17 protein-coding genes are annotated in these 21,009 nt (G+C 45.6%); 9 read left to right on the forward strand and 8 right to left on the reverse strand.

The genetic code is table 11. From position 1 onward, the window contains the following. Positions 1 to 32 precede the first annotated feature (32 nt). The 5 genes from BCT11_RS11670 to BCT11_RS11695 all read right to left on the reverse strand — a co-directional run bounded on the left by BCT11_RS11670 (position 33) and on the right by BCT11_RS11695 (position 6,738). Positions 33 to 1,652: an endonuclease gene (locus BCT11_RS11670; protein WP_102388375.1), complete on the reverse strand. Its 1,620-nt coding sequence runs from the start codon at positions 1,650 to 1,652 to the stop codon at positions 33 to 35. 365 nt (positions 1,653 to 2,017) lie between these two features. Continuing rightward, entirely contained in the window at positions 2,018 to 3,628 is a 1,611-nt protein-coding gene (locus BCT11_RS11680; protein WP_102388376.1) for an alpha-amylase family glycosyl hydrolase, read from the reverse strand. An 88-nt stretch (positions 3,629 to 3,716) separates the two neighbouring features. After that, on the reverse strand, positions 3,717 to 4,223 hold the full coding sequence (locus BCT11_RS11685) for a glycosidase (protein ID WP_102388377.1): 507 nt from the start codon (positions 4,221 to 4,223) through the stop codon (positions 3,717 to 3,719). A 328-nt stretch (positions 4,224 to 4,551) separates the two neighbouring features. Continuing rightward, the gene (locus BCT11_RS11690) at positions 4,552 to 5,361 is read right to left on the reverse strand and encodes a MalM family protein (protein ID WP_038881262.1); all 810 of its coding nucleotides are present in this window, start codon (positions 5,359 to 5,361) and stop codon (positions 4,552 to 4,554) included. Positions 5,362 to 5,463: 102 nt separating this feature from the next. Then, entirely contained in the window at positions 5,464 to 6,738 is a 1,275-nt protein-coding gene (locus tag BCT11_RS11695; RefSeq protein WP_038881260.1) for a maltoporin, read from the reverse strand. Positions 6,739 to 7,183: 445 nt separating this feature from the next. Between BCT11_RS11695 and glgX the strand changes: the two genes are divergently transcribed. From glgX to BCT11_RS11735, 9 genes are all read left to right on the forward strand, one after another. Further along, a complete protein-coding gene (gene glgX, locus BCT11_RS11700) occupies positions 7,184 to 9,142 on the forward strand; it encodes a glycogen debranching protein GlgX (RefSeq protein WP_102388378.1) in 1,959 nt (652 codons plus the stop codon). Positions 9,143 to 9,406: 264 nt separating this feature from the next. Continuing rightward, positions 9,407 to 11,128 carry a diguanylate cyclase gene (locus tag BCT11_RS11705; RefSeq protein WP_102388398.1) on the forward strand — a complete coding sequence of 574 codons (1,722 nt, stop codon included), beginning with the start codon at positions 9,407 to 9,409 and terminating at the stop codon, positions 11,126 to 11,128. A 255-nt stretch (positions 11,129 to 11,383) separates the two neighbouring features. Further along, positions 11,384 to 11,542: a hypothetical protein gene (locus BCT11_RS28145; protein WP_198593940.1), complete on the forward strand. Its 159-nt coding sequence runs from the start codon at positions 11,384 to 11,386 to the stop codon at positions 11,540 to 11,542. Then, positions 11,539 to 12,330 (forward strand): uroporphyrinogen-III C-methyltransferase, encoded by a 792-nt coding sequence (gene cobA / locus BCT11_RS11710; RefSeq protein ID WP_102388379.1) that lies wholly within the window; start codon positions 11,539 to 11,541, stop codon positions 12,328 to 12,330. Before BCT11_RS28145 ends, cobA begins: the two co-directional genes overlap by 4 nt. A 25-nt stretch (positions 12,331 to 12,355) precedes the next feature. Further along, on the forward strand, positions 12,356 to 13,384 hold the full coding sequence (gene asrA / locus BCT11_RS11715; RefSeq protein ID WP_102388380.1) for an anaerobic sulfite reductase subunit AsrA: 1,029 nt from the start codon (positions 12,356 to 12,358) through the stop codon (positions 13,382 to 13,384). After that, positions 13,384 to 14,184 carry an anaerobic sulfite reductase subunit AsrB gene (gene asrB, locus BCT11_RS11720; protein WP_009706541.1) on the forward strand — a complete coding sequence of 267 codons (801 nt, stop codon included), beginning with the start codon at positions 13,384 to 13,386 and terminating at the stop codon, positions 14,182 to 14,184. Before asrA ends, asrB begins: the two co-directional genes overlap by 1 nt. 12 nt (positions 14,185 to 14,196) lie before the next feature. Then, positions 14,197 to 15,198: a sulfite reductase subunit C gene (gene asrC, locus BCT11_RS11725; RefSeq protein ID WP_042605157.1), complete on the forward strand. Its 1,002-nt coding sequence runs from the start codon at positions 14,197 to 14,199 to the stop codon at positions 15,196 to 15,198. A 7-nt stretch (positions 15,199 to 15,205) separates the two neighbouring features. Then, positions 15,206 to 16,351, forward strand: a complete 1,146-nt coding sequence (gene cfa / locus BCT11_RS11730; RefSeq protein ID WP_102388381.1) for a cyclopropane fatty acyl phospholipid synthase — start codon at positions 15,206 to 15,208, stop codon at positions 16,349 to 16,351. Between the two features lie 315 nt (positions 16,352 to 16,666). Beyond that, positions 16,667 to 16,903, forward strand: a complete 237-nt coding sequence (locus tag BCT11_RS11735; RefSeq protein WP_102388382.1) for a hypothetical protein — start codon at positions 16,667 to 16,669, stop codon at positions 16,901 to 16,903. A gap of 126 nt (positions 16,904 to 17,029) precedes the next feature. On the opposite strand, the gene BCT11_RS11740 is transcribed toward BCT11_RS11735, so the two are convergent. Genes BCT11_RS11740 through BCT11_RS11750 form a run of 3 tightly spaced genes read right to left on the reverse strand, consistent with a single transcriptional unit; the run spans position 17,030 to position 20,865 of the window. Then, positions 17,030 to 17,896: an SDR family oxidoreductase gene (locus BCT11_RS11740; protein WP_206747853.1), complete on the reverse strand. Its 867-nt coding sequence runs from the start codon at positions 17,894 to 17,896 to the stop codon at positions 17,030 to 17,032. 45 nt (positions 17,897 to 17,941) lie between these two features. Further along, positions 17,942 to 19,312 carry an L-serine ammonia-lyase gene (locus tag BCT11_RS11745; RefSeq protein WP_041056177.1) on the reverse strand — a complete coding sequence of 457 codons (1,371 nt, stop codon included), beginning with the start codon at positions 19,310 to 19,312 and terminating at the stop codon, positions 17,942 to 17,944. Between the two features lie 11 nt (positions 19,313 to 19,323). Further along, a complete protein-coding gene (locus tag BCT11_RS11750; RefSeq protein ID WP_102388384.1) occupies positions 19,324 to 20,865 on the reverse strand; it encodes a sodium:solute symporter in 1,542 nt (513 codons plus the stop codon). Positions 20,866 to 21,009 lie beyond the last annotated feature (144 nt).

A 21,009-nucleotide genomic window follows, 5' to 3' on the forward strand; every position in this document is an offset into this window, starting at 1 on the left:
GTTGTTTCTAACGATTTGCTTTAACTATGGGGTTAGTTTCCCCAAATGATCTCTACAAACTCAGGGTGATCCACAAACGGGTTACGGTTACCTTGGAATTCAAACACCGTTTGGTTACGGCTGATCTCTTTCGCGCTAACAGGATCGTTTTTGTGCCAACGTTTCAACATGTTCAGCATCCATGGTTCAAAGACGGTCGTTTTCGTGCCGTTCAATACCGCGTCAGAGTTGCTAGAATTGCTTTCCCAGTTGCCAATGACGTTTTCATAGCGCGTCGCCATGTAGAAATATGCACGAGCAAAATCACCTTTAAACTCATCAATAGGCTCAAATACCGTTCCTGAATAGCCCAAAGTAGAGCTTGCTGAGCCGACTTTTGAGCCATTGCTAGATACGTAAGTGCTGTTACCCACTTCACCAAATGGCCAGTTGCTGCGCTTCGCATTCACATAGCCATCGGTTGCAAACAGGTGGTGACCATCCGAGTTCATCGGTTCAACCTTGCCACCAAACCAACTCTTAGGGAATGAGTGTTCACGGTTGTAGCAATCACCTTCCGTTTTGTATTGGCCGCATTGGTCTGTAACTTTGGTAAAGCTCACCGTATCGCTGCCAGATGGTTTTTCAGAATACATATCGAGAATGGAGCCGTCTTTCTCGTAGTAGTTGTCTAAATCCGCGTCTTTCACTAACGTCCAAATAGCCGAGTAGCCGCGCCCTGTGTGATCCTTGATGATGTTAAACAGCGCTGTTTTCAACTCAAAACCGGTTTTGCCTTCTGCGGCTTTATAGTATTCACCCACAACAGGCGGAGGTGTCGTTGAACCACCAAGAGTAAAGCTTGTGGTTTGAGATTTCGTGAATTCACCACCAGACGCTAATGTGGTTTGGCCAAACATTAAAGCGTATGAGCCACTGCCGTTACCGCAACAAATACCATCACCATAACTGTCACTGATCGTAAACTGGTAATCACCGTTCGCTAGGCACATGGTCTTTTCGTAAGTTTTCGAAGAGTCAAAACCTTGGCCTGAAAACAGAACTTGCGATTGGTTATCTTTCAGTTCCCAACTCGTTTCTGAGCCATAGCTATCGGTGTTCAATGTCAGTAACACTTCGTTGTCATTACAGCTTTCTACCGGTGGCTGAGTACCACCATTTTGGTTTGGCTGAAAGTTATCGACATAAACGACTTCAGAACCGTCAAAACCCGACTCATCATAAAAGCGTAACCCGACATTGATCGCTTTGTTTGATGATGCAGTGTAACTGTGCGTGAGTTGTTGCCACTGATTGGTTTGCTGAGGATTAGAGTAGCTGTGGTATCCATCAACCACCAAACGCGCTTTAACATTACCTTCCGTATGATAAACCGCGACAGAAAATGGGTAGGTTTTCCCTTGCTCCACATTAATGGTTTGCAAAAAGTCGGTGTTGCTTTGGGTACCTGTATTTACGATAACTTGAGCCGCAAGACCACCAGATTGGTGCGGGTCACTGGTCGGTGAGACAGCAATGCCGGAATCAATCACAGACCACTGCGTTGGTGCATTACCATTCCACTGTTCAAAGTCGCCATTAAGAACGTGACTGAACGCGAATGGAGAGCAAATAAGGGGTAATAGACAGAGGGGTTTCGTTATGGATTTCATTATAATTTTCCATTAGTTATATAAATCCACAAAAAGATAAACATAACAATTACAGATGAGTAAGCCTTAAATCACACTTTGACTTTGCATGAATGTGAATATTCTCATTATCGTGCAGCACATCTCACAAACTCCGTACTGTTTCTTTCAATTTTTAGCGGCGAATGTTCGATATAAAACAAATAAATGTAGAAAGGAAAACTGGGATTCGACGTGCAATATCGCCACCGAAGAACAAGAAAGAACAAGAAAGAACAAGAAAGAACGGCATCTTAGACAAAGAGACGAAAAAAGCCAAGCGTGCGCCTATGGGGGTCAGCAGCAACACTTGGCTTTGGATGAATGGGGAAAACTTATTGTTCGCTTTACCTCACTTTGAAGAAGCGCCCTTGTAATGATGACATCGGGATCTGGTATTGCCCGTTACTTGGTGTGATTTGTTGGTTAGTGATTAAATCCACCAGCGCTTGATTGCTGCCGACTTGCGCTTCTGTCAGCACTATGTTGCGAGCACTCTCAAAGGTATTCAAAGCAAATAAGACTTGGTCATCGCCAGATACTTTCAAGTCCACATAACTGCCATTACTTGCTACCAAGTTAGTTCGGCTGCCTTGATACAAAGCAGGATGAGCAGCACGCATCGTCATCAATGACTTAACGTAGTTTTTCAGATCAACTTGGTTGGCATCTAGGGTTGCTGTTACGCCTTCGATCTTTGCGCTGCTTCGCGCGACGTGATCATCACATACCCCACGAACCGCACACGTATTGTTGTCTTCTTTTGCGTCAAAACCATCAACTTGGTCACCGATTTCATCCCCATAATAGAGAGTGATTGGTCCGGTGTAAGCCGCTTGGAATGCAAACGCGGCTTTGTGGCGTTGCCAGTATTCAGCATCGTTCACATCCGCTAATCCACCTCGTTGCAGCAAGTCACCAAAGCGAACCAAATCGTGATTGCCAATCATCAAGTTTGGCTGAGCATGAGACGGATATTGGTTGTGTGTTTGGTAGCCATTGTCTAACCAATCCACACCACGACCGCCGACACCGCTCTCATTGACAGCCAGTGTTTCCACCACGCGATAGCGCATTGGGAAATCAAATGCCGAACACAACGCAGGTTCGTCAACCGCGCCATATGCGTCACTCGCGATTTCTGACTCGCCCTTCCAGATCTCAGCGACCATGTAACCCAGAGGATTCACTTGATCACCTTCCGCGTTGGTGTAAGTCACACTCTGTGAGGCTTCATCCACCGCTTTGCGGATTTGTGTCCATGCGTCGGTTGGGACTTGGTACGCTTGGTCTAAACGCCAACCATCAATTTTTAGCTCTTTGACCCAGTAAGTAACGACTTCTTTGTAGAAATCCAAACTTGCAGGGTAGTCGACCGGATTGCTCGAACCAGAAGGTAATAAACCCGATGGAGACGGCTTAATCAACCCTTCTTTGTGATGACCAAACACGCCATCAAAGAAAACATACAAGCCGCGTTTGTGTGCTTCATCAACTAAGGTTCTCGCCGTTTCTAAATCGCCAAAGCGAGGAGCAATCTTAAAATAGTCCGTGGCAAAGTAGCCCGTTGCATCCAAACGATCAGCCCAATGATCCTGCCCATCAATGGCTTCCGATTCAAAAACTGGCGTCAACCAAATTGCATTCATGCCCAAGTCTTGGATGTAATCGAGCGAATCGATAATCCCTTGAAGATCACCGTTATGATGGCTAGTGCCGTAACCTGTGCCATGGCCGATAGTCGAATCGCCATCAACAAAGCTCTCAACCATGATTTGATAGGTGCGAAGTTGGTTGCTTTGCTCCATTACATTCGCTTGGCAAGCATAACTTGCATCAGGAAGTGGCGTGCTGCCATTATCGCTTCCACCAGAGGAATTACACGCGGATAAAACACCAACCACACTCAAGGCTAAAAGCGATTGGCCAAATAGTTTTTTATATCGTACGTTGCGCATTTAACTCTCCCAAATAAAATTAACCCCAACATGTTTCCCATGCAGGGGTTAATAAATAAAAATAAATTTCAAATAACTGAATGGAATATTATTGGCACTTATTTACCATTACGTGAAGTGGCTTAACTTTTCCTTCAAATTGAAGGCTCCAAACGTATTTTCCATCTTCTTTAATATCAACCGAAGTATCTGTGCCGTAACCACCAAATGTTAATGGCGTTAATTCACCGACATTCATTCGATTACCTTTCGCGGTAAATTGTGGGAACCACAACTCAGTCGCGTACTGCATTTTGTAAGAGCCTGCTTTTTCTTGCGTCACAACTTGATAGAAGTTATTGCCTTTGTAAGTGTATTTACGTTGAGGTACATGCTTCCAATCTGAATCAGCAAACGTACCGACAACAAACAGAGGTTTAGAAATTGGGCCTTTCGCCGTGCTACCTGGGTTGTCACAAGCCGCCATGAAAGCAACGACTTCGTCTTGAGACAGATTAACAATAGGTTCAGCAGCACCTTCTGGTTCTGCTGTCGATTGACAACCAGCAAGAGCAACAAGTAAGGCAGCAGCAAGTGAAGTTTTCATCATGTTCATTTTCACGTTAATTCCTTTTTAATATTCCAAAGTAAATACAAACTCACCAATCTGAATAAAGTTAATATTTAAAAAGAACAAAATACCAAACTAGCGATAAAGAATATTATTCTCTATCTTGCTGAGCCAGATTACTTTGAGAGGTTTAATTATTTCCTAATCGATGACGAGTAAGGTTAGGAACACATGTTAATTATTGATCTGTTAAATATGAAAAACAAAGTAAAACAAATAAATTTGTGAATAAGCTAACTATATGTAGGGGTGAGTTTTATCGTTCTAAAGGAAATTAAAAAAGGCCAGCAAGTTGCTGGCCTTTTTTATTCGTTTATTTGGTATTTACCGCTTTAACAAATACAGTTTGTGCACCTTCGATGCCCAATTCTTTTGCCTCATCGAGAAGCGTCAGAGCTTTCGGAATATCATCCGCTTCGACGGCTGCTTTGATGGCATTATGGTAGTAACTGGTTAAGTCTGTACCTTGCGGGATATTGTCGTTTTTCGCGACAATCTTAGTATTCACGATATCATTCGCGGATACTGAAAAACGGAACTGACCGAGTGGGCTGTGTTTTGCTTGAGGATCTGCAATATCTGGCGGCTGAGTGTGATTTGCCAGAGCGAAGGCTTTTGCAGGGTGAAGAACTTCTGAGCTTCCTTTGAGATCAGAAGAAGTCGTGTAAACCAAAACATGCAAGTCGTTACCTGTCATGTCAGGAATCACATTCATTTCAAGTACGAATTTATCGTTATCCAACAGTTTTGCTGGCTCGTACTTAAACTTTGAGAAATCTGCTTGATAAATAGTTTCGCCAGCCGTGTTCATAACAACGACATTAGGTGCGTAAAACTCTAGATTTTTGTTTACGAATGTTTCTAGTTTGATATCTAGACTGCCACGATTACCTGGTAACGCGAACGCTGCAATTGCGCCAGCGCTATTACCATCTAACAGCATTTGGCTTTTGTCAGTCAAAGCGAACTCAGTAACCACAGGCACATCAATTGGTACCCATTGAATGTCGCCCGATTGCGTGATCACTTGTTGCTGACCTTTCGGGCTCATATCGACTTGTTCTACAGAAGTACAACCTGTAGCCAACATTCCCAACAGTACGGGAGCAAGCCATTTTTTCATTACCGTCTACCTCGACTCATTATTGTTTTTTGAAATAAATACAGCCAGATAAGGTTCTGGCTGTATCATTCTAGGACAATTTAGGACTTAGTGGCTAGATGATTACCACCAAGCTTCAGCTTGTACACCGAACTGGAATGTATCGTCAGAACGACCGTTGTCGAATGTGTTCGAGTTGTCGTCTTTATCCGCTGTTAGGTAAGAAGCGTATAGACGAATTTCAGGACGAGCCCAGAAGCTAGAGCCAGCAGACCATGCTTGAGCAACTGTTAGCTTACCGTATTTGTTCTCTGCACCGTCGTTATCATCGATAGCGTAACCTGCTTCGAAGATAGTTTTGTGGTTGTCATCCCATTTGTACATTGGACGAACAACAGCAGACATTGCTTCCCATTTATCTTGGCCGTCCCACATGTCTTCACCTACACCGTAAACAAGTTGGTGACCAAGTTCCCAGCTATCACCCATACCGATTACACCCCAGTTGATTAGGCGGTAACCAGATGCGCCACTGTTTGCTTCTGCACCGTACCAGCTACCGTCACCGTAAAACGCCATTGTTTTAGAGTAACCTTCAGTACCGTATTGAATTACAGTTTTGTTGAAGCCTGAATCTAGACCTTGAGTCAATTCAGCTGTGAACATTACGCCATCTTTCGCATCTTTAGTGCTGTTTGGCGCAGCATCAGTTTCGTTAACTAGCGCGTAGTTTAGACCTAGTTCTAGAGAACCGTTATCCCATACTTGAAGACCCGCGTAACGCGCATCAAGTGTATTTACGTTTGCATCGCCGCCATCGTTACCTGGGTCAGCGATGTCAGAACGGTCGTTACGAACCCATGCTAGAGATAGTTTACCTGGACCAGCTTCGATGTTTTCGATACCAGCACCTGCGCCAGAGATGTTCCAGTAGTAGAAGTCAGAGATATGGATGTCGTGACGTTGGTAGTAACGCTTACCTGCCCATAGAGTCGCTTCTGGAGCGAAATCCAGAACACCTTTAGCTTGAACGTTGAACTGACGTAGTGCGAATTGTGCATCATCAACACATTTAACATCGCCAGCGCCGTCAAGACCACAGTTAGCAGAAGTGCTTTCCCAGTCGTTTGAACCGTTAGAAGTCATTGCAAACATAGAGTCAACGTAGAACGTTTTACCGTTGTTGTTGTAAACTTCTTTACCTAGTTGAACTTCACCGTATACATCGCCTTCGTTACCTAGACGACCGATTTTGTTCTTTTCAAATGTTACTTGTTGGCCACCGTCAGCGCTAACGCCAACACCAGCACGCATATAACCATGGAAATCCACTGCGAACGCAGAACCAGCAGCTAAAGTTGCAGCAACAGCCGCTGCAATTGCACTTACTTTTTTCATTCTTAACTCCATTAAGGGTATTTATAATTCTGTCTTCCCTGCTCGCTCTTTTTGGTGAATATAGGCAGTAAAAACGCACCAAAAGAAAGAGAGGTAAGATGGGAACAAGTCCCCGTTTGTTTCAACAGTCTTAAGATTACCCAAGGAGTACAAGGATGACGTCCTCCACCCCAAACTAATTTAGGGGGGATGAGAAGGGATGAGAAAATATACCGAATGGTGTTTTTTCGAGTCAGATCACCAATCTAGGGAGGAATTAGTAAGTTTCTTCAGTTTATGGCCGCTACAAAGTGATAGCCATTTCATATTTTTGTCAAAAATAGGTCGTAGAAAGTAATTTAATTACAGTGATAATTTTCGATATAAGGTGGTTGACCTTAGTAAGACAAAGTTTTTTACTTATAGTTTCTTAAAGGTAGCAATAAAATTAAAAAAAGATTCGCTGATGACACAACTTCACTCTCGCCCATACCCACTCGGCGCAACCGTAAATAAAGAAGGTTGTAACTTCTCTATTCATGCTCCGAGTAGTAAAGACATTCAACTTGCGCTATTTGCGAAAGACGGTAGCTACAAGCTTCACGACTTACCAGGCGAATATGCAGGCATTCGCCATACTTTTATCCCTGACATCAAACCGGGGCAAAAGTATGGCTATGTGGTGACGCACAAAGACGAACCTTTGCTGATCTCCGATCCTTATGCAAAGTCGATTGATAAAGCCCTTCACTACCAGCCTCCATTTTCTCCTGCAAAAAGCTTCGATATGCCAAAGTGTGTCGTCCTAGAAGACAACTTTGATTGGCAAGATACAGAACATCCTCGCATACCACGAGAAGAGATGGTGTTGTTTGAAACTCATGTTAAAGGGCTCACTCAGCAGAACCCTGAAGTTCCAAGCGATACAAAAGGCCGTTATTTAGGTTTGTCTTCACCTGAAATGTTGGCGTTCTACAAACAGCAAAACATCAATACGTTGCAATTGCTACCTGTCGCAGCGTGTATGCATGAACCGCATTTGCTAAAGATGGATAAAGTGAACTATTGGGGTTACAACCCATACTTGTTCATGGTGCCGGACCCTCGCTATGCAGAAAAAGACGCGGTAACCGAGCTCAAAACCACCATCCGCGAGCTGCATAAACACGGCATCGAAGTGATTCTTGATGTGGTGTATAACCACACGGCGGAAGGCGGTGAAGGCTCAACGATCTTCAACCTAAAAGCACTCGATTCACGTTTCTACATCAAACATGGTCAGAACTTCGCGAACTTTACTGGTTGTGGCAACACAGTCGACTTAACTTACCAGCCAGCTCTGAATCTCGTTATGGATACGCTGCGATACTGGGTGAGCGAATTTAAAGTTGATGGTTTCCGTTTTGACTTGGCAGCAACGCTAGGTCGCCAAGGCGACGACTACAATCCAGAAGCAGCGTTTTTTAAAGCGGTCGCACAAGACCCAATTCTTCGCGAAACCAAGCTGATCGCTGAACCTTGGGATATCGGTCCTAACGGTTACCAAGTGGGTAACTTCCCCTTCGGTTGGAACGAGTGTAACGATAAACTGCGCGACATCTCCCGCAGCTTCTGGCGTGGTGACCAAGGCTACCTAAAAGAATTTGCGACTCGTTTGATGGGCTCTCGTGATATATACAGCGCAGCAAACTGGCCTTACAAACTCACGGTCAACTACATCACATATCACGATGGTTTCACCTTGCAAGATTTGGTGTCTTACAAACAGAAGCACAATGAAGCGAACGGTGAAGAAAACCGCGACGGCCACGGCGATAACCGCTCTGAAAACTATGGCGTGGAAGGCGAAACCGAAAACCTGATGATCATCGCCACGCGTGAAAAACAAAAGCGCAACTTAATGGCGAGCTTGTTGTTTGCGTTTGGTATCCCTCACATCCTAACCGCGGATGTGTTGTCGCACACGCAAGGCGGTAACAACAATGCCTACTGTCAGGATAACGAAACCAGCTGGCTAGATTGGTCGAGCACAGAACGCAAACAGCACTTCAAAGTGTGGATGTCACAAATGGTCGCTAATCGTAATCAGTATATGGTGCCATTCATTCGAGCGTTCAGTGGTGAGAATCGCAATAACAACCGTATCTTCTGGCGTCGTATTGATGGCAGCTTAATGGAGCACGACGATTGGAATCGTTTGAGCTCTGTAGCGCTGCATTTAGGCATCGGCAAGGAAGGGCAGGAGTTGGTTTACCTGATCAACCAAACCAACGCGCCTGCGCGATTTAAGCTACCAAATGAGCGTGGTCAAGAGTGGGTGACCGTGTGTGATACCAATGTGCGTAATCTCAATCCTGGTCATGCGGAAGGCGAAGTGCTGCTTTCTCCTACGTCGATGGCAATTCTGCATTATCAGCCAGAGTAAGAACCTTACCTGACAAAAGCGAAGCGTATTCCCACAAGAACTGACAAGCCCAGCCATGCGCTGGGTTTGTTTTATCAACGTTTCGGATACATAAACAGCAATCAGATCAAATAGCACACCATACGCATTGATGCACAAGTGAAACTAATCTAATATTGTTAGCCAAATCACATTTATAATATATACAACGTTATTTGGCATATGGCTTTACCTAAATTCTTAATCCGCATTCTGCGGCCTTACCTGCTATTACTCGCAGGCTTCATGGTCTATCTGGCTTACGCTCAGTTAGTCGATTCCGAGTCGATGGTCTATCGGCAATCACAGACCAATATCATCACTGCAGAACGGCTGATACACTCCCAAATCGAAGCGGCTTTCAGCAAATTCTATCTTCTAGAAACCGCATTAAAAGCAAGTAAACAAGACCTCAATGATCCTGACTTCCGTGAACTAAGCCAAGGCATCATCGACTATTCTCCGCAATACTCCAATATCCTCTATACCAAATCCAACAACAGCATCGCTTATGGCCTATCTGGTCAAATAAAACAACCAGACACCAGCGCAATTCAATGGCACAAACTGGATACTGTCAGCGATAAATTCTCTATCTCTTCGCTGTACCAAAACCCACAGCAACGCTGGGTATTCGCCATCAAGCACGCCAACCCAAATCTGAAATACCAACTTTGGCTTGAGTTCGATCTTCTTCATACCACTCAACAATTGCGTGGTCTGAAAACATTGAATAAAGGTTATGTGTTTGTCGTAGACAGAGATACAGAACGCTTGGTATTCCATCCAGATCCAAGCCGCATCGGTGACTATTCAGTGAGTTATCATGGCGGTATCAGCGATAAAGTCGCATCGGGCTTACTGTTTGGTAAGCACGAATACTATTACCAAGATAACTTCAAAATTTCGGTCTTCGATGCAGACAACGGCTTAAACTGGGTGTTTGTCGCAGGGACAGACCGTGCCGACATCCTCAACAGCAGTTATCCGTTCACGCTAACCGCCGGTGTCATTGCCTCTCTACTCGCACTCGCCATCGGAATCAACTACCTCACTTACCAACTGCATTTGTCTTTAGCCAGCCTAAATGGCACGGAGAGCGTTGGTGAGTTCAAAACCCAGCTCAAGCATGTCTTGGATCGTTTTTGCTACCATAGAGGCATACAGTTCTGTGTCTACGACAGCTTGAATTACAGCTTCTACACGCTCGATTATCATGGCAATAAAAAACTGGTGTTAACCAACGCGGAACTCGCAGCGCGTTTTTCTCATAGCGCGCTGACTTACCGAGCGAAGAAGTACGGCGACGAGCTGACGAAAAAGCTCAAGATCAACAGTAACCACTACTGCATTCCATTGTTTGATGGACGAGAGCTGCTTGGTGTGACTTATGTCAGTTGTCGATTCCCGACCTACAAATGCGTGCTGAGCTTGATTCAAAACTACGCCCAAGTTGCGTTGGCAAACCTGAAATTACATGACCGTTTGCGCCATCAAGATCCAATGACGCAACTGGAAAACAAAGCGTGCTTAGCCGCGAAAGTATCGAGAGAGCTTCATTCAGAGAACCGTTTTATTGCGATGGTCGATATTGATAACTTCAAATACATCAACGATAAATTCGGCCACCCTGTCGGTGATTTAGTCATCCAAAAGACCGCAGAAGTGATGCGCGACTGTTTCCCTAAACCAAAAGGGATTTGTTTAGCGCGCTATGGTGGTGAAGAGTTCGCAATTGTGTTCCAAGCCAATGACGAATTCGATGCCAAACACCAGCTGGATAATTTCCTAACCGCGCTGCAAAGAAGCCATCTCACATTGGGTTGTGGCGATGTGCGATTTACGGCAAGTGTTGGGTTTACGCCAGTAGAAATCAGCTATCACCATGTAGTGGAGCAAGCTGACAAAGCACTTTATCAAGCAAAAAGATTGGGCAAGAATCGCGTCTGCCACCTCAAAGCTGCATAGCGAATTTCTTACGAAAAACGACAAAGCCAGAACAGAAATAGTTCTGGCTTTTTTTATATTTATTACAGTCAGTTAAATCAAAAAAATCTGACACTCCCCTTCCCTCTTTCCCGTCTTTTAACCGACTCAAGTTCTTCCCCCAAAGACCCTCTCGTTAATCAGTTCTGAACAGGTGTTTATTTTTCTTTGATTTAACTTAACGGCTCTCATCAATAACCTTAAATGCATCAGGGGATTGCACGAAGCCAATTGAAAATGAAAGAACTGGACGATTACGTAGAGCAGATAAATTTAGACCTGACTAACGAGATGTTAGAAGAACTAGGTTGGATCAGCGACAACGTTCATCAGATTCTGTACTGGTCTATTGCCACCATCCTATTTGTTGTATTGATTTGGGGTATTTTCTCATGAAGGCAGCCAATCCATCTTTTGGTCTGGTCTATTTGGTTGGCGCAGGCACAGGCGATGCATCACTGCTTACCATCAAAGCATTTCGTCTACTCAATCGCGTTGATGTTGTGCTCTATGACCATCTGGTTTCGGAAGAAGTCTTGGATGTCATTCCACGAAAAACCCTAAAGATCTGCGTGGGTAAACACTACGGTAAGTGTTCGCAAACTCAGGCAGAAATCAACGAAATGATGAAGGGCTACGCAATCACCGGTCTCACGGTATGTCGCTTAAAAGCGGGCGATCCGTTTGTATTTGGTCGAGGTGGTGAGGAAGCGACCTATTTAACACAGCAAGGTATCAACTATGAGGTTGTACCGGGTGTAACTGCGGCACTTGGATGCTGCGCTTACGCGGGGATACCGGTCACTCATAGACAAGTTTCGAGGGGTGTCACCTTGGTAACGGGTCGAAACTGTAATGATGCCAGCGAACCAAATTGGAGCGCACTTGCCGCCATCGACCACACTCTTATTTTCTACATGGGGCTGCACAAAGCGGAAGCGATCGCAGACAACCTTATTGCACACGGTCTCGCGCCAGATACACCTTGCGCCATCGTCAGCAATGGAACACGAGAAAATCAAAATAAGATCGTCACTACCTTAGCCGGACTGTATGAAACCTGCAAAACGCAAAATCCACCACTGCCAGCAATCATAGTGGTGGGAGACGTGGTTTCCCTTTCGGAGTCACTGGAGTGGTTTGAGTCCACCGCCGAGCCCTGTTTAGAACGCACGATTCATTAGTTTTTGAAAATAACGAGATAGAACAATGCCTAAGTTTTTAACTACTCAGCAAATGGGTTCGGCGATCGAGGCGTTACGTCAGAGCTATAAAGTGATGGCGCCCGTCTATGAAGAATACGCGGGTCGTTTTGCCCATACCCCGAATTTGGATTACCAAGAATTGGAACGTTACGACCAACTGGAGTGGAAAGAGAAAAGCCACTTTTCACCCAAAGAAATCGTCTTTCCCATCACGGAAACTCTGTTTTGGTTTAACGCCGACGAATTACGAGAATCTAGCGTTGATGCACGTCCTGTGTTTCTGTTTCTCAGAGCTTGTGACATCAATGCGCTCAAAAGCCTTGATTACATGTTTTTAGAAAATGGCGACCACGAGGACTTCTATTACAAGCGTCTTCGCCAAAAACTCAAGCTTGTACTGATTGAATGCCGCGAAAGTTTTGAAAACTGCTTTTGTGTCTCTATGGGCACCAACAAAACTGATAACTTCGCCGCTTCAGTTCAATTTAGTGAGCACGGCGCGATTGTCACCATTAAAGATCCAGAGTTGACGCCTTATTTTTCACAAGGCAAAGACGTTGAGCACAGCGTCAGCTTCGTCAAGTCCAACCCCGTCAAAGTCCGTACGCCAGATTCGGTTTGCGATGATCCGGCGAAAGTACGCGAAGTATTACTCAGCCATCCGGTGTGGTCAGAATACGATTCACGCTGCATTGGCTGTGGTCGCTGCACTTCTTCATGCCCGACTTGCGCCTGCTTCAACGTGTTTGATGTGGTTTATAACCAAGAAGCCAAAGTGGGTGAACGTCGCCGCCAACACGCCAGTTGCATGATTGATGGCTTCTCGGATATGGCAGGCGGTCACAGCTTCCGCCATAAAACTGGAGAGCGTTTACGTTATCGCGCCTTGCACAAGGTCAATGACTTTAAATCTCGCCAAGGCGAACACCACATGTGTGTCGGATGCGGACGCTGCGACGACCGATGCCCTCACTACATCTCATTTAGCAACATCATCAACAAGATGACATCGATTGTAGAGGAGGCGCTCTAATGTGCGATTGTGAAAACAAAATGCTGCCGCAAAGCTACCCGATTATTCATATCGAAAAGCACACAGAACTGGAATGGAATTTTCGCGTTGCGTGCGACTTTCCGGTGCACTATGGACAATTTGTCGAAGTGGGTTTATCCCTTGTAGGCGAAGCCCCCATTTCCGTCTCCGATTACGGCTTAGGTTACGTGGATTTGTTGATACGTAATGTCGGCAAGGTAACTAGCGAGCTGTTCCAATTAAACGCCAGTGATCGCGTGATGATGCGCGGCGCAATGGGCAACGGCTACCCGATGGAAGCATACCAAGATAAACACCTCATTGTGGTCGCGGGCGGCACTGGCGTTGCTCCGGTTAAAGGGCTGATTAACTACTTTCACAACAACCCAAGTGATGTGAAGAAGATGTCTTTGATCCTCGGATTCAAAAACCAAGATGCCGTGTTGTACAAAAACGACTTGCTGAATTGGTCTTACTCCAATCACGTCATCACCACCTTGGATGACGGTGGCGACGAACACTTCTATGAGAGCGGTCTGGTCACCGAGCACATCAGCAAGCTTGACCTCTCTGACAAAGAGAACATCCGCGTCATCGTAGTGGGCCCACCGATCATGATTAAGTTTGTCGTGCAGGACTTCTTGTCCAGAGGTATTCAAGAAGACCAGATTTGGGTCGACTACGAACGCAGAATGGCCTGCTCAGTTGGTAAATGCGGTCACTGCCGAATTGGCGACAAATACGTGTGCTTGGATGGTCCAGTTTTCCGTTATGACCACGCCAGAACCATGATCGATTAGGAGGGAATCACAATGACGATGGACGTAGATATCATCAAAATGCGCGCCAATGGCGATTACCGCCTATCGAAAGTGCGTGGCGAGTGCATGATCAGCGTGCGCATTCCGGGTGGCATTATGCCCGCATACTTACTCGGTGCTGCGCAAGAGATCGCCGAAAAATGGGGCAATGGTGTCATTCACCTCACCACACGACAAAAACTGGCGATGCCCGGCATTCGTTATGAAGACATTCCAGAGGTCAACAAAGCGCTTGAACCCTTCATTCAAGACATCACCGTCGATACGTGCGGCATTGATGTCGAAGACACGCAAGCAGGTTATCAGTCGATTGGTGGGCGTAATATTGTCGCGTGTCAGGGCAGTCGAATCTGCCAGAAAGCCAATACCGATACCACTGGTTTAGCGCAGCGAATGGAGCGTCACGTTTACCCTAGCAAATACCATTTAAAAATGGTCATGGCTGGCTGTCCGAACGATTGTGCCAAAGCCAATATGGCGGATTTTGGCATCTTAGGTATCGCCAAGATTAATTTCGAAAGCCATCGCTGTATTGGTTGCGGCGCCTGCGTCAAAGCTTGTGCGCACCACGCTGTAGATTGCTTGTCACTCAAAGACGGCAAAGCGGTGAAGGAAGAAAGCAAATGCATTGGCTGCGGCGAATGTGTACTTGCTTGTCCGACACTGGCTTGGCGTCGAGATCCAAAACAATTCTATATGGTCAAGCTGGGCGGTCGAACTTCGAAGAAGACCCCTCGCGTTGGCAAGATGTTCCTCAATTGGGTAACGGAAGACGTCCTACACCCTGTCATCGACAATCTGTTCGAATTTGAAAAAGAGATGTTGGGCGGTAAGCCGATTTACCTCCACATGGGACATCTGATTGATAAAGGCGGCTACTTGCGTTTTAGAGAGCGCGTCTTAGATGGCGTTAGCCTAAATCCGGAAGCCAAAGTCGCCGAACGTATGTATTGGGCAGAAGATGAATACGTAGCGAACATGCACGTGAAATAGGCATAGTATGAACAAACTAGAAGAAATGTTTAAAGAGGCGTTAGCCCCAGCAGGTATCACCATCAATGGTTCTAAACCGTGGGATATCCAAGTGTTTAACCCAAAAGTGTATGAGCTTGTGATGCAGTCAGGCTCCTTGGGTTTAGGGGAAGCGTACATGTCCAAGATGTGGGATTGCAGCCGCTTGGATCAGTTCTTTGAGCGCGTACTTTTAAACGATATTGAAGGCAAATTAGGACTGGCTGAAAAGCTCAAGTTCGCCTCTTCCGCTGCGAAGTTAAAACTGAAAAGCTGGGTTAACCCACAAAGCATTGAACGTTGTAAATTCGATGTACCGCACCACTACGACATCGGCAATAAGCTTTACCAAAAAATGCTCGACTCGCACATGACCTATACCTGTGGATACTGGAATCGAGCAGCAACGCTGGACGAAGCGCAAGAACATAAAATGGATTTGATTTGTCGTAAGCTCGATCTGCAACCGGGGATGCGTATTCTCGATATTGGCTGTGGTTGGGGCAGCTTTATGATTTACGCTGCGAAGAAGTATGGTGTGATTTGCGATGGCCTGACTCTATCGAAAGAGCAGAAGAAGCTCGGCAGCAAACTGGCGATAGAAAATGGCGTAGTCGCGAACTTCATTTTGAAGGACTACCGCGAGTTCAAACCCACCGTACAGTACGATCGCATCTTTTCTATCGGTATGATTGAACACGTGGGACCGAAGAACTACGCGGAATACTTCGAGTGCGCAGAACGCTTCATGAAAGACGATGGCGTGTTCTTGTTACACACCATTGGCTCACACCACAGCACTACCGCATCGGACCCGTGGATCTCGAAATACATCTTCCCAAATGGCGTCATTCCATCAATGAAGAACCTCGCAGAAGCGATGGAAGATCGATTCAATATCGAAGATGTGCACAACTTCGGTGAAGACTACGACAAAACCCTGATGTGCTGGTTCTCTAACTTCCAACACTCATGGAATCAGATCAAAGGCGATTACAGTGAAGATTTCTACCGTATGTGGAAATACTACTTACTCAGCTGTGCTGGCGCCTTCCGCTCACGAGACTTGAGCTTATGGCAGCTCGCTCTAACTAAGATTGGTCGCCGCCGACCACTGACCGTACGTTCCATGTAAGCAATCTGCCTCCAGATTGTGTTTTGAGCACCTTCGTTTGGCTCCTAGCCAGAATGGGCGGTTTCATTCTGGCTTTTTTTACTGCTTTCTATTTCCTTCCAAAGCACTAAACAACCCATCCAGGGGGCATTTAGTACGACCTTACTCGTAAAAACTAATACTTAGTAACGCCCAGTATTACTTTTAGTCTTGCACGCTATGACTTGTTTTACATTGATGGTGACGTTCGTTCGACTCAGGCAATCTTCCTCTCAACCAAGGCTCATCCCGATAACCAAAACCAGAGCCAAAATACTATTTTTGAGAGTCACCATTATGAAAACCATCAAATCAATCATCATTGCACTGCTATTTACGTCTACACTTTCTGGCTGCGTTTCCACTCCAAGCCACTATCGCTTGGCTCCCAACGTTCGCCCTACTTTGATGAATGCCAATATCAACGTTCAACCACTGGTAAACACGGCGGTCTCTGTTGGTAAAGTCGTACTGCCTTATGCGATTTCAGCGGGACATGCTTACGTTAGTACGCCTTACTTCCTATTGCGATAAACCCACCGAACTCATTCAGTCACACCAAAAAAACAAAGCCGATGCTTATCAGTGCATCGGCTTTTTTCATTCTGGCATCACTTTGAAAAGTATCTCAAACGCCCTTAAATGTTGTAGTCGTAAAGCCTAAACCGCCAAATAACCACCATCTGCATTAAAATATGCACCGTTGATAAAGGTCGCTCGGTCAGAAGCTAGAAACGCGACAAGCTCGCTTATTTCTCTTGGTTGTCCAACTCTACCAACTGGATGTGATTCTATCGTTTTTCTTGCTCTTTCTTGGTCTGCATCTTTCTCTATCATTGATGTAGCAATAACCCCTGGAGCAACTATATTTATCCTGATTTTTTCTGCATAATCGACGGCATACGCCTTGGTTAATCCGACAACAGCATGCTTGGAAGTCACATAAGGTGCGCTGTTTCGCACAGCTATTTTTCCTGCTATCGATGCGGTATTTATGATAACCGGATTTGAATGATTGATACTCAAGAAATGAGCAACCTGAGCATTCATCGCTAGCGCAACCCCACGCACGTTAACTTCATAAACCTTATCAGCAATGGTCATGTCTTGCTCAGCGGCAGGGGTTGAGGTGTCTCCTATAATGCCTGCGTTGTTAAAACAGATATCAAGGCCACCAAACTCCTCTACCGCGGTCTCGATTAACAATGAGTGTGCATTTGGTTCGGTTACATCCGAAAGTTGAAAAGTACAGTTGGGGTTCGAACGGCTGATCTCCAAAATACCTTCTGATGGGGAAATATCACCAGCAACCACCTTGGCTCCCTCTTCAAGAAATAGCTTCACCGTCTCTAATCCAATACCTGATGCAGCCCCGGTGATAATAGCAATTTTATTACTCAACAACATATGCAATTCCTCTAATCCAGTAGATGTTTGAACTTGTTGCGCCCAAATAAATAACAACTCGCTAACAATAGAGTATTTACTCACACCAAAGTAAACAAAGTGGATGAGAGGCGATTTCAATATGCCAATTGAAACCAATCAGAGAGAAGAGTATGGACTCAGAGCCTATTCGCAAGGCGGCGCTAGGTGAATCAAAGCCAATCCACCCAGTGACGTCTCGCGGTATTTCTTGTTCATATCTTTGCCCGTTTGATACATGGTTTCAATCACCTTATCCAACGATATCAAACATTTACTATTACGCTTTAATGCCATACGAGAAGCATTGATCGCTTTCATTGCACCCATCGCATTACGCTCAATACACGGTACTTGCACTAAGCCACCAATTGGATCACAAGTCATGCCTAGTGAGTGCTCCATGGCGATCTCGGCCGCAATACAAATTTGCTCATTGCTGCCACCACGCAGTGCCGTCAAGCCAGCTGCCGCCATGGAAGAAGACACGCCAACTTCGCCCTGACAACCTACTTCGGCACCCGAAATAGACGCATTAGTTTTGTACAAAATGCCAATCGCACCGGACACAGCAAGGAAGTCTTTAAGCTGTTTAGTATCAAGCTCTTTGATGAAGCGATGGTAGTACATCAATACCGCCGGAATCACACCCGCCGCACCATTAGTTGGCGACGTTACGACTTGTCCACCAGCCGCGTTTTCTTCACTCACAGCAAAAGCAAACAGGTTAATCCAATCCATGATTTCCATTGGATCGTTTTCGATTGCTGCATTTGCTTCAAGCTTCTTCAGCAAGTTAGGCGCACGGCGGGTCACGTTCAAGCCGCCATCCAAGATACCTTCTGTCTCGAAACCACGCTCCATGCAACGCGTCATCACACGCCAGATCTGTTCTGCGCGTTGATTAATGGCTTCCATATCCTGAAACGCTTGTTCGTTTTTCAGAATCATGCCGCCGAGGCTCATGCCGTTCTTCTCAGCCTGTGCCAACATTTCGTCTGCACTGGAGAATGGGAACTCAACTTCTACGGGTGTAGTCGCACTGCCATTTTGCAATTCATCCGCCGTTGCGATGAAACCACCACCGATAGAGTAGTAAGTTTCAAACCCAACCTGATTGCCATGCGCATCTAGCGCAGTAATCGTCATGCCATTTTCATGCAGAGGAAGGTTCTCTTCATGGAACAACATGTCCGTTTTGTAGTTGAATTCGATTTCATGACGGCCATCGACAGACATCATGCCCTCTTCAATCGCCTTGCGCATCGCTTTGTTCGCAGAAGCGATTTTGATGGTATCTGGTTTGTTACCCAACAGACCCAAAATCGTTGCACGGTCAGTATGGTGACCAATCCCCGTTAACGAGAGTGAACCGTATAAATCGACTTGAATACGAACCACTTTTGCCAAGTTCGATTCAATCAAACGAGTGAAGTGGTAACCCGCGATCATTGGACCATTGGTGTGAGAGCTAGAAGGGCCCACACCAATCTTGTAAATATCAAAGATGGACAGCATAAACTTACCTATTACGACAATGCAGCATAAAGCCAATCAGGGAGAACCATACAAGCGGCGATGGTCGCCACAGCGAACACCAATAGCCCGTAATGGCTTGCGGTTGGCTTTGCAAAAAGATGTTTTTGATTATTGATAAAGATTTGTTGCTCGGCAGTCACAGCGCCCCAACGACGGCTCACTAACACACCAAACAAAAGGAAGACGAACGTACCAATTGGCGCGAACCACGGCCAAGCCACGTCGAGATACATCGCAGTAAACACCGCAATCACACTCATGATACTACCAACGATCACGCCTTTCTCATTGGCTTTCGCCCAGAATAAGCCAAGCACGAATGAACCCAAACGGATACCAACGAAGATAGAAGTCAGGCTAGCGATGGTTTTGAGTACCGATTCATTCGATACCGCCAGAAGAGCTGGCACTACCACCATGGCCGCAGCAAGCAAACTCATCTTTCTTGCGACTTTTTCGTAGTGCTCATCATCGGCACTTTTGCGAACGAAACGCTTGTAGATATCGAACGTCGCGACGGTCGCCATTGAGTTGTAGGTCGAATCCAAGGTCGACATTGCGGCCGCTGCCAATGCGGAAATGATCAAACCAACGACGATTGGGTTAGTGTGGTTGAAGACGAAATCCAAAATCACTTCGTTGCTGTTTTCAAACGATTGATCTTGATAGAAAACACTCAAAAGAACACCGAGTACCGCGAAGAACAAGTACACGAAAAACGCACCGTAACCACACAACAGCATCGACTTCTGCGCCGTCTTTTCACATCTCGTCGCTAACGTGCGTTGGATGATCAATTGGTTGGTGCCGTACACACTCAAATGCAAAAAGCTCACGGCAACCACGCCAGCCCAGAGTGTGGTATCCACGCCCAAATCAAAGTCTAAGTTGATGATATTCAAGTGATCACGAGAAAGGTAATCTGCCGCATTAATCTCTGTCATTAGAATGGCAAAGATAGCGATGCTGCCCGCAACCAATACTGCAGATTGCAACATATCGGTCCAGATAACCGTTGAAATCCCGCCCGCATAGGTATAGCAAGCGGTAAAAATACTAATGTAGATAATGGCTTCAGAAATACTGATAGGCAGAACTTGCACTAAGATCAGCGCCACGGCATACAAAATCACACCCGCAGAGATACATTGAACCACAATAAACACAATCGAGTTGATGGTTCTTGCATACACCCCAAAGCGGTGCTCAAGGTATTCATAAATCGAAGTCAGACCCAGCTTATAAAAAACAGGCACAAAGAAAATAACAGTGAAAAAGATAACGATGGGATAGTTAAGGTGAATACTCATCGCTTCCATGCCAGAGCTATAAACCCAACCAGGCATCCCTACAAACGTCATCGCACTAATGTAAGTCGCAAGTATCGAGACACCTGCCGTAAACCAGCCAAATTGCTTTCCACCCGTGGAAAAGTCGCCACCATTGCTGTAGCGCTTATTCACTAAATAGCTGATTAGTATGGTAATTACTACATATAACGCAATCACCACAAAACTTGAGTACGTAACCATTTTAAGGTTTTCCTAATTCTGGGTAGCTAATTATTATGCCCAGATATTACTGTAAAAAGGCATTTTTAAACGACAATCCCACTGTAAGTGTGATTATTATCACCAATATAGGCGAAAATGTATTCAAAATCGCCAAAAACGCCG

Source organism: Vibrio sp. 10N.222.52.B12, assembly GCF_002875385.1.
Taxonomy (GTDB): domain Bacteria; phylum Pseudomonadota; class Gammaproteobacteria; order Enterobacterales; family Vibrionaceae; genus Vibrio; species Vibrio jasicida.

Excerpts from the sequence above, each read along its gene's own strand:
- BCT11_RS11750 (WP_102388384.1), bottom strand. The coding sequence starts at position 20,865 with ATGGTTACGTACTCAAGTTTTGTGGTGATTGCGTTATATGTAGTAATT.
- BCT11_RS11705 (WP_102388398.1), top strand. The coding sequence starts at position 9,407 with ATGGTCTATCTGGCTTACGCTCAGTTAGTCGATTCCGAGTCGATGGTC.
- BCT11_RS11690 (WP_038881262.1), bottom strand. The coding sequence starts at position 5,361 with ATGAAAAAATGGCTTGCTCCCGTACTGTTGGGAATGTTGGCTACAGGT.
- asrB (WP_009706541.1), top strand. The coding sequence starts at position 13,384 with ATGTGCGATTGTGAAAACAAAATGCTGCCGCAAAGCTACCCGATTATT.
- BCT11_RS11670 (WP_102388375.1), bottom strand. The coding sequence starts at position 1,652 with ATGAAATCCATAACGAAACCCCTCTGTCTATTACCCCTTATTTGCTCT.
- BCT11_RS11745 (WP_041056177.1), bottom strand. The coding sequence starts at position 19,312 with ATGCTGTCCATCTTTGATATTTACAAGATTGGTGTGGGCCCTTCTAGC.
- cobA (WP_102388379.1), top strand. The coding sequence starts at position 11,539 with ATGAAGGCAGCCAATCCATCTTTTGGTCTGGTCTATTTGGTTGGCGCA.
- BCT11_RS11685 (WP_102388377.1), bottom strand. The coding sequence starts at position 4,223 with ATGAACATGATGAAAACTTCACTTGCTGCTGCCTTACTTGTTGCTCTT.
- glgX (WP_102388378.1), top strand. The coding sequence starts at position 7,184 with ATGACACAACTTCACTCTCGCCCATACCCACTCGGCGCAACCGTAAAT.
- asrA (WP_102388380.1), top strand. The coding sequence starts at position 12,356 with ATGCCTAAGTTTTTAACTACTCAGCAAATGGGTTCGGCGATCGAGGCG.
- BCT11_RS11695 (WP_038881260.1), bottom strand. The coding sequence starts at position 6,738 with ATGAAAAAAGTAAGTGCAATTGCAGCGGCTGTTGCTGCAACTTTAGCT.
- asrC (WP_042605157.1), top strand. The coding sequence starts at position 14,197 with ATGACGATGGACGTAGATATCATCAAAATGCGCGCCAATGGCGATTAC.
- BCT11_RS28145 (WP_198593940.1), top strand. The coding sequence starts at position 11,384 with ATGAAAGAACTGGACGATTACGTAGAGCAGATAAATTTAGACCTGACT.
- BCT11_RS11735 (WP_102388382.1), top strand. The coding sequence starts at position 16,667 with ATGAAAACCATCAAATCAATCATCATTGCACTGCTATTTACGTCTACA.
- cfa (WP_102388381.1), top strand. The coding sequence starts at position 15,206 with ATGAACAAACTAGAAGAAATGTTTAAAGAGGCGTTAGCCCCAGCAGGT.
- BCT11_RS11680 (WP_102388376.1), bottom strand. The coding sequence starts at position 3,628 with ATGCGCAACGTACGATATAAAAAACTATTTGGCCAATCGCTTTTAGCC.